The organism is Pectobacterium punjabense (genome assembly GCF_012427845.1).
Taxonomy (GTDB): Bacteria; Pseudomonadota; Gammaproteobacteria; order Enterobacterales; family Enterobacteriaceae; genus Pectobacterium; species Pectobacterium punjabense.
On sequence record NZ_CP038498.1, the window covers coordinates 753,854 to 766,008 of the forward strand.

General features: G+C 51.7%; 10 protein-coding genes. 8 read left to right on the forward strand and 2 right to left on the reverse strand.

Annotation, left to right across the window (positions count from 1 at the left end):
- Positions 1 to 17 precede the first annotated feature (17 nt).
- The 8 genes from infB to E2566_RS03440 all read left to right on the forward strand — a co-directional run bounded on the left by infB (position 18) and on the right by E2566_RS03440 (position 9,991).
- Positions 18 to 2,717, forward strand: a complete 2,700-nt coding sequence (gene infB / locus E2566_RS03405; protein WP_107170103.1) for a translation initiation factor IF-2 — start codon at positions 18 to 20, stop codon at positions 2,715 to 2,717.
- A 73-nt stretch (positions 2,718 to 2,790) separates the two neighbouring features.
- The gene (rbfA, locus tag E2566_RS03410; protein ID WP_005971529.1) at positions 2,791 to 3,189 is read left to right on the forward strand and encodes a 30S ribosome-binding factor RbfA; all 399 of its coding nucleotides are present in this window, start codon (positions 2,791 to 2,793) and stop codon (positions 3,187 to 3,189) included.
- Positions 3,189 to 4,133: a tRNA pseudouridine(55) synthase TruB gene (truB, locus tag E2566_RS03415; protein ID WP_107170102.1), complete on the forward strand. Its 945-nt coding sequence runs from the start codon at positions 3,189 to 3,191 to the stop codon at positions 4,131 to 4,133. The genes rbfA and truB overlap by 1 nt, the downstream gene beginning before the upstream one ends.
- A 121-nt stretch (positions 4,134 to 4,254) precedes the next feature.
- Positions 4,255 to 4,524, forward strand: a complete 270-nt coding sequence (gene rpsO / locus E2566_RS03420) for a 30S ribosomal protein S15 (RefSeq protein ID WP_010279698.1) — start codon at positions 4,255 to 4,257, stop codon at positions 4,522 to 4,524.
- Between the two features lie 250 nt (positions 4,525 to 4,774).
- On the forward strand, positions 4,775 to 6,895 hold the full coding sequence (gene pnp / locus E2566_RS03425; RefSeq protein WP_107170101.1) for a polyribonucleotide nucleotidyltransferase: 2,121 nt from the start codon (positions 4,775 to 4,777) through the stop codon (positions 6,893 to 6,895).
- Positions 6,896 to 7,032: 137 nt separating this feature from the next.
- Positions 7,033 to 7,917 carry a lipoprotein NlpI gene (nlpI, locus tag E2566_RS03430; RefSeq protein WP_107170100.1) on the forward strand — a complete coding sequence of 295 codons (885 nt, stop codon included), beginning with the start codon at positions 7,033 to 7,035 and terminating at the stop codon, positions 7,915 to 7,917.
- 111 nt (positions 7,918 to 8,028) lie between these two features.
- A complete protein-coding gene (gene yrbN, locus E2566_RS22015) occupies positions 8,029 to 8,100 on the forward strand; it encodes a protein YrbN (protein ID WP_223193433.1) in 72 nt (23 codons plus the stop codon).
- A complete protein-coding gene (locus E2566_RS03440) occupies positions 8,093 to 9,991 on the forward strand; it encodes a DEAD/DEAH family ATP-dependent RNA helicase (protein ID WP_168444495.1) in 1,899 nt (632 codons plus the stop codon). The genes yrbN and E2566_RS03440 overlap by 8 nt, the downstream gene beginning before the upstream one ends.
- A gap of 107 nt (positions 9,992 to 10,098) precedes the next feature.
- Here the strand turns inward: E2566_RS03440 and E2566_RS03445 are convergent, their stop codons facing one another.
- Entirely contained in the window at positions 10,099 to 11,106 is a 1,008-nt protein-coding gene (locus E2566_RS03445) for a luciferase-like monooxygenase (RefSeq protein WP_165800622.1), read from the reverse strand.
- A gap of 165 nt (positions 11,107 to 11,271) precedes the next feature.
- Positions 11,272 to 12,150, reverse strand: coding sequence for a U32 family peptidase (locus E2566_RS03450; protein ID WP_107167889.1), 879 nt, complete (start codon positions 12,148 to 12,150; stop codon positions 11,272 to 11,274).
- Positions 12,151 to 12,155 lie beyond the last annotated feature (5 nt).

Sequence of the window (12,155 nt, forward strand, 5' to 3'; positions counted from 1 at the left end):
AGCAGGAAAGGAACAGCATGACAGATGTAACCGTAAAATCGCTGGCCGCAGAGATTCAAACTCCGGTGGACCGCCTGGTACAGCAGTTTGCTGATGCGGGAATGACCAAGTCTGCATCGGACTCTGTGACCCAGCATGAAAAAGAAACGTTATTAGCGCATCTGAACCGCGATCGCGGTAATGCGCCGAGTAAATTGACGCTGCAACGCAAAACGCGTAGCACGTTAAATGTCCCTAGCACCGGCGGTAAAAGTAAGTCGGTGCAGATCGAAGTCCGCAAGACACGCACTTATGTAAAACGCGATCCAATTGATGCCCAACGGGCTGAAGAGGAAGAGCAGGCACGGCGTGAAGCGGAAGAACAGGCACAACGTGCCGCTGAAGAGCAGGCTAAGCGCGAGGCCGATCTGCGCGAAGCTGCTGAGAAAGCGAAGCGTGCTGCCGACGAGCAAGCCAAACGTGAAGCCGCTGAAAAAGCTAAGCGTGATGTAGCGGAAAAAGAAAAAGTGACGAACCAACAAAACGAAAATATGACCAAGCCGGCTCAGTCTGAGAAAGCGAAACGTGAAGCGGAAGCTGCCGAGCTTAAGCGTAAAGCAGAAGAAACTGCGCGTCTTAAAGTTGAAGAAGAAGCGCGTCGTATTGCTGAAGAAGCTCGCCGCATGGCTGAAGAAAACGCCGGACGTTGGGAAGCGGAAAGCGCTAAACCTGAAGAATCTGCTGATTACCATGTGACGACATCTCATCATGCACGCGAAGCAGAAGATGAGAACGACCGTCAGGTTGAAGGTGAACGCCGTAGCCGCACCCGTGCTGCTAAAGTCACCAAGCAGAAGAAAGGCAACCGTCAGTCTGAGTCCAAAGCTGACCGTGAAGAAGCGCGTGCTGTTACCCGTGGTGGTAAAGGTAAGCGTAAGCCAAGTTCATTACAGCAGAGCTTCAACAAGCCTGCTCAGGCGGTTAACCGCGATGTTGTGATTGGCGAAACGGTTACCGTTGCTGAGCTGGCTAACAAAATGGCAGTTAAAGGCTCTCAGGTCATCAAAACGATGATGAAACTGGGTGCAATGGCAACCATCAACCAGGTCATCGATCAGGAAACCGCGCAGCTGGTAGCGGAAGAGATGGGGCATAAAGTCATCCTGCGTCGTGAAAACGAGCTGGAAGAAGCGGTAATGAGTGACCGTGATATGGGTGTTGCGGCGGAATCCCGCGCGCCGGTCGTGACCATCATGGGTCACGTTGACCACGGTAAAACCTCTCTGCTTGACTATATCCGTTCAACCAAGGTAGCAGCAGGCGAAGCGGGTGGTATTACCCAGCACATCGGTGCTTACCACGTTGAAACTGACAACGGTATGATTACGTTCCTGGATACACCGGGACACGCCGCGTTTACCGCAATGCGTGCTCGTGGTGCTCAGGCTACGGATATCGTGGTACTGGTTGTTGCGGCAGATGATGGCGTGATGCCTCAGACAATCGAAGCAATCCAGCACGCGAAAGCGGCTCAGGTTCCGGTTGTTGTCGCCGTAAACAAAATCGATAAACCTGATGCCGATCCAGACCGTGTGAAAACCGAGCTGTCTCAGTACGGTATCATGCCAGAAGAGTGGGGCGGTGAATCTCAGTTTGTCCACGTATCTGCTAAAGCGGGTACGGGTATCGACGAGCTGCTAGATGCGATTCTGTTGCAGGCCGAAGTTCTGGAGCTGAAAGCGGTCCGCAGCGGTATGGCAAACGGTGTAGTGATCGAATCCTTCCTGGATAAAGGTCGTGGCCCGGTTGCAACCGTACTGGTTCGCGAAGGTACACTGAATAAAGGCGACATCGTTCTGTGCGGCTTTGAATATGGCCGTGTTCGTGCGATGCGTGATGAGTTAGGCCGTGAAATTGCGTCAGCGGGTCCTTCTATTCCTGTAGAAATTCTTGGCATGTCCGGTGTGCCTGCCGCAGGTGATGAAGCGACGGTTGTTCGTGACGAGAAGAAAGCGCGTGAAGTTGCCTTGTATCGTCAGGGTAAATTCCGTGAAGTCAAACTGGCTCGTCAGCAGAAATCTAAACTGGAAAACATGTTTGCCAACATGACTGAAGGTGAAGTTTCTGAACTGAACATCGTTCTGAAATCTGACGTACAGGGTTCTTGTGAAGCCATTTCTGATTCACTGCAGAAACTGTCTACTGACGAAGTGAAAGTGAAGATTGTCGGTTCCGGTGTGGGCGGTATCACAGAAACTGACGCTACGCTGGCAGCGGCATCGAATGCGATTATCCTTGGCTTTAACGTTCGTGCAGATGCATCAGCTCGCCGCGTAGTTGAAGCTGAAAGTCTGGATCTGCGTTACTACTCCGTCATCTATGATTTGATCGACGAAGTGAAACAGGCGATGAGCGGTATGCTGGCGCCGGAATACAAGCAAGAGATCATCGGTCTGGCCGAAGTGCGTGACGTCTTTAAATCACCGAAATTTGGCGCTATCGCTGGCTGTATGGTGACGGAAGGCATCGTCAAACGTCACAACAAAATCCGTGTACTGCGTGACAACGTGGTTATCTATGAAGGCGAATTGGAATCTCTGCGCCGCTTCAAAGATGACGTTAACGAAGTCCGTAACGGCATGGAATGTGGTATCGGCGTGAAGAACTACAACGACGTTCGCCCAGGCGATATGATTGAAGTCTTTGAAACGATTGAGATCAAACGTACGATCGCCTAATCCATTTCAGCGACGACGTAAGTGATTTGTAAGGGGGGCCTAGTGCCCCCCGATTTTTACTGGAGGATTTATCATGGCAAAAGAATTCAGCCGCACCCAGCGCGTTGCGCAGGAAATGCAAAAAGAAATCGCCATTATCATTCAACGTGAAGTGAAAGATCCGCGCATCGGCATGGCGACCGTCTCTGGTGTGGAAGTGTCTCGCGATCTGGCGTATGCCAAGGTTTTTGTAACCTTCCTGAATGATAACGAGCCAGAGCAAGTTAAAATAGCGGTGAAAGCACTGCAAGATGCGTCTGGCTTTATCCGTATGATGATCGGTAAAGCAATGCGCCTGCGTGTTGTTCCTGAATTGACGTTCTCCTATGACAACTCATTGGTTGAAGGGATGAGAATGTCCAATTTGGTAACCAATGTGGTTAGAAACGATACGGAACGTCGTTCTGTTACGGGCGAAGATCAGGAGGATTAATGAGTCGTCCTCGTCGCCGTGGCCGTGATGTACACGGCGTATTGTTATTAGATAAACCGCAGGGCGTGTCGTCTAATGATGTTTTGCAGAAAGTAAAACGGATTTTTAACGCGAACAGAGCAGGCCATACTGGAGCGTTGGACCCATTAGCAACCGGTATGCTACCGATTTGTCTTGGGGAAGCGACAAAGTTTTCCCAATACTTGCTGGACTCTGATAAGCGCTACCGTGTCATTGCTCGCCTTGGGCAACGCACCGATACCTCTGATGCCGATGGCAACGTAATTGAAGAGCGTGCCATTGGCTTTTCTGCTACGGATCTGGAGCAGTCGCTGGAGAGCTTTCGCGGTACTACGCAACAAGTGCCATCCATGTACTCGGCGCTGAAATACCAGGGGCGTAAACTGTATGAGTACGCTCGTCAGGGGCTGACGGTTCCGCGTGAAGCGCGTGAAATCACCGTTTACGAACTTCAGTTTATTCGTTGGGAAGGCGATGAGCTGGAGCTAGAGATCCACTGCTCGAAAGGGACGTACATCCGTACCATTATTGACGATCTGGGTGAAAAGCTGGGATGTGGCGCGCATGTTATTTACCTGCGTCGCTTGCAGGTTGCTACGTACCCTACCGAAAGAATGGTGACGCTGGAGCAACTGTCGGCATTGGTCGAGCAGGCTCAGACGCAAGAACACGCACTTTCTCTGACTCTTGATCCGCTACTTATGCCGATGGAAAGCCCGGTCATTGATTTCCCAGAAGTAAATTTGCCACCCGTTGTTGCAGGTTATTTGAAGCTTGGACAAGCGGTCCAGGCAGCGAATGCACCGTTGAACGGCATGGTGAGAATTACCGAGGGCGACGCGCACAAATTTATTGGAATGGGTGAAATTGACGACGATGGTCGCGTTGCGCCACGGCGTTTGGTTGTTGAGTTTCCGGTGTAAACCCGCCCGTAGCTACCTTGCTATCGCGGAACGCTGAGGGTAGAATAGCGCGGCTTGACTATTGGGTAGCTGAATTAGAGATCGGCGCCTGTTTTTTATCTATAATGTTTGGAGTATTACAATGTCTCTAAGTGTTGAAGCTAAAGCTAAAATCGTAGCAGACTTCGGTCGTGGCACTAACGATAGTGGTTCTACTGAAGTTCAGGTTGCTTTGCTGACCGCGCAGATCAACCATCTGCAAGGCCACTTTTCTGAGCACAAAAAAGATCACCACAGCCGTCGTGGTCTGCTGCGTATGGTTTCTCAGCGTCGTAAGCTGCTGGACTACCTGAAGCGTAAAGATGTAGCACGTTACACCAGTCTGATCGAGCGTCTGGGTCTGCGTCGCTAAGTCTTCTGAGTTTCAGTGGGAAGGGGCCTCTTTTGGCCCCTTTCTTCTAGGAAGCGTTAGCAAAACAGAGTAGTGTATTGTTGTTAAATATGATCTTTCATTACAGAGGTTCGCGCGGCTAATGAGAGGCTTTATCTGCATAAGCAAGATAAGGGTTGTCATTAGTCGTGAGGATGTAGTGTAAAGGTCGGGAGTTCATTGGTGCGTTTATCTAGAATACGTGTAACGCGCCCCAGTTAAGGATATTATTTTGCTGAATCCGATCGTTCGTAAGTTTCAATATGGTCAGCATACCGTCACGTTAGAGACGGGTATGATGGCACGCCAGGCTACCGCCGCTGTAATGGTAAGCATGGATGATACAGCGGTATTTGTTACCGTTGTCGGCGCTAAAAACGCTAAACCCGGCCAAAGTTTCTTCCCGTTGACGGTTAACTATCAAGAGCGTACTTACGCTGCTGGACGTTTCCCCGGTGGTTTCTTCCGCCGTGAAGGTCGTCCAAGCGAAGGCGAAACGCTGATTTCCCGCCTGATTGACCGCCCGATTCGCCCTCTGTTCCCAGAAGGTTTCCTGAATGAAGTTCAGGTGATTGCAACTGTCGTTTCCGTTAATCCACAGGTTAACCCTGACATCGTTGCTATGATTGGTGCTTCTGCTGCGCTGAGCCTGTCCGGTATCCCGTTCAGCGGCCCTATCGGTGCGGCGCGCGTCGGTTACCTGAATGACCAGTATGTCCTGAACCCAACGACAGATGAGCTGAAAGAAAGCCGTCTGGATCTGGTTGTTGCAGGTACTGAAGGCGCGGTTCTGATGGTGGAATCTGAAGCTGACTTGCTGAGTGAAGACCAAATGCTGGGTGCAGTCGTATTTGGTCACGATCAACAACAGGTTGTTATCGAAAACATCAACGCTCTGGTTGCCGAAGCTGGCAAGCCGAAGTGGGACTGGCATGCGCCAGAAGTGAATGTTTCTTTAGAGCAGCGTGTACAGGCTTTGTCTGAAGCTCGTTTGGGTGACGCTTACCGCATCACCGAAAAACAAGAGCGCTATGCACAGGTTGACGTCATCAAAGCTGATGTTGTTGCTGCTCTGCAAGCCGAAGATGAGACGTTGAATGCTGGCGAGATCCAGGAAATCCTGGGCAACGTCGAGAAAAACGTTGTGCGTAGCCGCGTACTGGCTGGCGAACCGCGTATTGATGGCCGTGAAAAAGACATGATTCGTGGTCTGGATGTGCGTACTGGTGTACTGCCGCGTACCCACGGTTCCGCGCTATTCACCCGTGGTGAAACGCAGGCGTTGGTCACTGCAACGCTGGGTACTGAGCGTGATGCGCAGACCATTGACGAACTGACCGGTGAACGTACCGATCGCTTCCTGCTGCACTACAACTTCCCTCCGTACTCTGTTGGTGAAACGGGTATGGTGGGTTCGCCTAAGCGTCGTGAAATTGGTCACGGTCGTCTGGCTAAGCGCGGCGTGTTGGCTGTTATGCCGAAGGCGAGCGAGTTCCCGTACACTGTGCGTGTGGTCTCTGAAATCACAGAATCTAACGGTTCTTCTTCGATGGCGTCTGTCTGCGGTGCTTCTCTGGCACTGATGGATGCAGGTGTGCCGATCAAATCAGCCGTTGCGGGTATCGCGATGGGTCTGGTGAAAGAAGGCGACAACTTCGTTGTTCTGTCCGACATTCTGGGTGATGAAGACCACCTGGGCGATATGGACTTCAAAGTTGCTGGTAGCCGTGAAGGCATCACCGCGCTGCAAATGGATATCAAGATCGAAGGGATTACCCGTGAGATCATGCAGGTTGCTTTGAATCAAGCCAAAGGTGCTCGTTTGCACATTCTGGGTGTGATGGAGCAGGCAATCAGCACGCCACGTGGTGATATCTCCGAATTTGCACCGCGTATTCACACCATTAAAATCAGTACCGATAAGATCAAAGATGTGATCGGTAAAGGTGGTTCAGTGATCCGTGCTCTGACCGAAGAGACGGGTACGACCATTGAAATCGAAGATGATGGTACAGTGAAGATCGCTTCAACTGACGGTGAAAAAGCGAAACACGCGATTCGTCGTATTGAAGAGATCACTGCCGAAATCGAAGTCGGTCGCGTGTATCAGGGTAAAGTTACCCGCATCGTTGATTTTGGTGCTTTCGTTGCTATTGGCGGCGGTAAAGAAGGCCTGGTACATATTTCTCAGATCGCCGACAAGCGTGTAGAGAAAGTGACTGATTACCTGCAAATGGGTCAGGAAGTGCCAGTTAAGGTTCTGGAAGTTGATCGTCAGGGCCGCGTGCGCTTAAGCATCAAAGAAGCCAATGCGCAAACTCAGGAAGCGGCAGCCCCGTCTTCTGAGGAATAACGGCTGTTAGAAAACGGTCCTATGGCACCTTGCCTGATTATGGCAAGGTGCTGCATATATCGTAAGGGTATGGATGTCCTTGCGTTGAGCAGTCCGGGACAGGATGTTCATCCAATGTTTGTCTTCGGGAGTGGGAAATGAAGCCTTTCTTGCGCTGGTGTTATGTTGCAACAGCACTCATGCTGGCAGGATGCAGCAACACGGATTGGCGTAAAGACGCAGTATTGGCGATTCCGTTACAGCCGACTTTGCAGCAGGAAGTGATCCTGGCACGCATGGAACAAATCCTTGCAAGCCGGGCATTAACCGATGATGAGCGAGCACAGCTATTATATGAGCGCGGAGTGCTGTATGATAGTCTCGGGCTACGGGCATTAGCGCGGAATGATTTTTCACAAGCGTTGACGATCCGCCCTGATATTCCAGAAGTTTTTAACTATTTGGGTATCTATTTAACGCAGGCAGGCAATTTTGATGCTGCCTATGAAGCGTTTGATTCTGTACTAGAGCTTGATCCAACTTACAATTACGCGCGTTTAAACCGTGGCATCGCTTTGTATTATGGCGGTCGCTATCTGTTAGCGCAGGATGATCTGCTGGCGTTTTATCGAGACGATCCGAATGATCCTTTCCGTTCGTTATGGCTGTATCTTGTGGAGCGAGAAATCAATCCAGAGACGGCCAAAATTGCGTTGAAGAAACGCTATGACGACGCGAAGAAAGGGCCTTGGGGATGGAATATTGTCGAATTCTACCTGGGCAGTATCAGTGAAAAAACACTGATGCAGCGTTTACAGGAAGAAGCTACGGATAACACTTCGCTCGCTGAGCATCTCAGTGAAACTGACTTCTATTTAGGTAAGCACTACCTAAGTCTGGGGGACAAGAACACCGCTTTGGCGCTGTTCAAGCTGACGGTTGCCAACAACGTCCATAACTTTGTTGAGCACCGCTATGCATTGTTGGAATTGGCGCTATTAGGCCAAGAGCAAGACGACCTATCAGGATCGGACCAGCAATAGCTGACGAACACTTACATCAGCCTAAAAAACTTCGGTTATCACCTTCACGGGTGAGGGCTTTTTTGTTCGCTTTTTAATCCAATTTGAGCCGGTTCACACTTTTCAATGAAAATGACTGAAAATTTTCACGACGAGTTATGTAGACTGGCCGCCATGTTTAATGAGGCACGTGTACATGACTGATTTATTTACTTCTTTTTCCGATTTGGGGCTGTCTGCTCCTATTATTAATGCCCTGACCGATCTGGGCTATGAAAAACCATCGCCGATTCAGGCTGAATGTATTCCTCACCTGCTGAACGGTCGTGATGTGCTGGGTATGGCACAGACCGGTAGCGGTAAAACTGCGGCTTTTGCTCTGCCATTACTCAATAACTTAAAACCTGAGTTAAAAGCGCCGCAGATGCTGGTGCTGGCACCAACCCGTGAGTTGGCTGTTCAGGTTGCTGAAGCCTGTAATGATTTTGCTAAGCATATGCACGGCGTTAATGTTGTTGCCCTGTACGGCGGCCAGCGTTATGACGTTCAACTGCGCGCTTTGCGTGGTGGAGCCCAGATCGTTGTTGGTACTCCTGGTCGTCTGCTGGATCACTTGAAACGCGGTACGCTGGATCTGTCCAACCTGAGTGGTCTGGTTCTGGATGAAGCTGATGAAATGCTGCGTATGGGCTTCATCGAAGATGTTGAAAACATCATGGCTCAGATCCCTGCGGCGCACCAGACTGCGCTGTTCTCTGCAACCATGCCAGAAGCGATTCGCCGCATTACGCGTCGTTTCATGAAAGATCCGCAAGAAGTTCGCATCCAATCAAGCGTGACTACGCGTCCAGATATCAGCCAGAGCTACTGGACTGTGCAGGGTATGCGTAAAAATGAAGCGCTGGTGCGTTTCCTGGAAGCAGAAGATTTTGATGCGGCAATTATTTTCGTTCGTACCAAGAACGCTACGCTGGAAGTGGCTGAAGCGTTGGAACGTAGCGGTTACAACAGTGCTGCGCTGAATGGTGACATGAATCAGGCACTGCGTGAGCAAACGCTGGAGCGTCTGAAAGATGGCCGTTTAGATATCCTGATCGCGACCGATGTTGCGGCGCGTGGTTTGGACGTTGAGCGTATCAGTCTGGTAGTGAACTACGATATTCCGATGGATGCCGAATCTTACGTCCACCGTATTGGTCGTACTGGTCGTGCAGGTCGTGCAGGTCGTGCTCTGCTGTTTGTAGAAAACCGCGAGCGTCGCCTGCTGCGCAACGTCGAACGCACAATGAAGCTGACTATTCCTGAAGTGGAATTGCCAAATGCGGAACTGTTGGGACAACGTCGTCTGGCTAAGTTTGCTGCTAAAGTACAGCAACAGCTGGAAAGCAGCGATCTGGACATGTACCGCGCGCTGTTAACGAAACTGCAACCGCAGGAAGAGCTGGATATCGAAACGCTGGCCGCCGCGCTGCTGAAAATGGCACAGGGCGAACGTCCTCTGATTCTGCCGCCAGATCCGGTATTCCGTCCGCGTCGTGAATTCCGCGATCGTGATGAGTCTCGTGGTGATTCACGTGGCGATCGTCGCCGCGATCCGCGTGATTCTCGCGAAAGCCGTGACGGTGACCGTCCACAACGCCGTGAGCGTCGTGATGCGGGTGAGATGGAACTGTATCGTATCGAAGTGGGTCGTGATGACGGCGTCGAAGTTCGTCATATTGTTGGTGCTATCGCCAACGAAGGGGATATCAGCAGCCGTTACATTGGTAACATCAAGCTGTTCGGGTCCCACTCAACGATCGAGCTGCCAAAAGGTATGCCGGGCGACCTGTTATCGCACTTTACTCGCACGCGTATTCTGAACAAACCAATGAATATGCAATTGCTGGGTGATGCCGTTGCACAGCCAGAACGTCGTGGTGGTGGTCGTCCTGGTGGCGAACGTCGTGATGGTGCCGCTCCACGTCGCTCTTTCGGCGGTGGTGAACGTCGTGAAGGTAACGGTAACGGCGGTGAGCGTCGTGAGCGTTCTTTCAACCGTGAAAACCGTGACGGTGCTTCACGTGCTCCGCGTCGTCGTCCTGCTGACGCGTAAGTTTCACTTCAGCTTGTTCCAATACAAGCTGTTGTAGCAATATTTTACTCAATGCAAAACGACCCGTTCAGGGTCGTTTTTTTGTTACTACCACCCATCAAGGCGTGTTAGAGCGTCTGCCGTATATCCATCGCGATTTCAAAAGATCGCAATCGTGCCTGATGGTCAAAGATTTGACCATTGATCATCACTTCATCCGCCTGTGTTTCACGCAAAAGACTCTGTAATCCATGACGTACCTTGGCGCTATCACCGACAATCGACAGCCGTAGTGCTTGCTCTGCGCCAAACTGTTCAACGGGAGATCCAACCGTATCGATGTTTTCTACCGGTGCCGGGAGCGGACCCGGCGTGCCACGGCGTAGGTTGATGAACTGTTGCTGCATCGAGGTGAAGAGGAAACGCGCATCCCGATCGCTATCGGCCGCCACCACATTGATGCAAACCATCGCGTAGGGCTTGGCGTGGGTGGCAGAAGGGACAAAGTTTTCACGGTAGAGACGGAATGCTTCCAGCAACATGTCGGGCGCGAAATGGGCGGCGAAGGCAAAAGGTAGCCCCAGTCTCGCGGCCAGCTGTGCGCTATACAGGCTCGAACCTAATAGCCAGATCGGAACGTGTAAGCCTTGTCCCGGGACGGCCAGCACTCCCTGACCCGGCTGTGCATCGGCGAAATAGCGTTGCAATTCCTGCACATCGCGTGGGAAATCTTCGATATCGGCATTAAGGTGACGACGCAGCGCCATCATGGTGCGCTGATCGGTGCCGGGTGCGCGGCCTAATCCCAAATCGATGCGGCCGGGATACAGCGATTCCAGCGTACCAAACTGCTCAGCGATGACGAGCGGTGAGTGGTTCGGCAACATGACACCGCCGGAGCCAAGACGGATGCGCGCCGTTCCCGAGGCAAGGTAGCCGAGCAGGACCGACGTTGCCGCGCTGGCGATACCGGTCATGCTGTGGTGTTCCGCCAGCCAATAGCGGTGATAGCCCCATTTTTCTGTGTGCTGCGCCAGATCCAGAGAGCGATGGAAGGCGTCACGCGCTGTCGCACCTTGTGGAATCGGCGCAAGATCGAGGACGGAAAACACGGTGGGTTGAGAAGACATAGACATAATATGGCTCACTTTGTTGTTCACTGACTCCACCAGGCCGGTGGATGCTAACGCCGTCAGTCAATGATGAAAGTCAGATCAGTATGCGGGAATGTCACGGTTATACGTAGTTCAAAGATGCGCTTAGGAAGGAAAGGGCGGTTAGCCGCCCTGATAGGATATCAGTTATTGAACAAGTTCCAGGCCAGCAACGCGACGCCAGTAGCCGTTGCAATCAGCCTGATTTTCCAGTGTTAATGGTGCATGACCTTGCTCGTTGGCGCGGAATGTATCCAGCATGGCTGGAGTGGTGATATCGTTTGGCGACAGCCGGACAATATCGACTAAATCCCGCATTGACGTCAGCTCGTTACCGAGGTTGTAGCAATAGCCGCTTTGCGTCTGGATACCATTGAGGACGAACACCTGCTGGTTTTCCTGCGACAGCATTTTTCTGCCTTGCGGGTAGCTAAGGCAGCAGGTTTCGCATTCATCTTTTGGTCGATCTTCTGAACGGGCAGTGAAGCAGCGCGCAGAATAGGCTAGCGGCAAATGGCCGTAGCTGAGCACTTCTACTTCAAATTGATGGCGAAAACCAAGCTCGTCACACTGATTCAACAGGTTTTGCAGCCAGTCGCGAGAAAGCTCGACCGGCATGCACCAGCGCACCATGCCTTGTTTGTGCAGCACACGTAGGGTATACGCGTTGTAGCAATTGAGCGCGTGCCCGGCAACAAACGGCAGATTGCGTTCGGCTGCGATGTTAACGGCGCCCAGATCGTTCGCTTCCAGCAAGAACTCGCCGTTCTCTACATAGCGCTTTAGCTCGGTGAGTTCAGACGGGGCTTGTAACAGTGCCAGCGTAGAGATCACCACCTGTTTACCGCTGTTGGCGACTTCGCGGGCCACGTTGAACCAGTCGGCTACTTTCATCAGACGGCGTTTGCTACACACGGTTTCACCGAGATAAACGATATCGGCGCTGCTGTTCACCGCTGCCTGATAAAATGCCTCGACGTCTTCTTTGGGCCAATAGTAGAGGATATTCCCTAATGCGTATTTCATGTGCT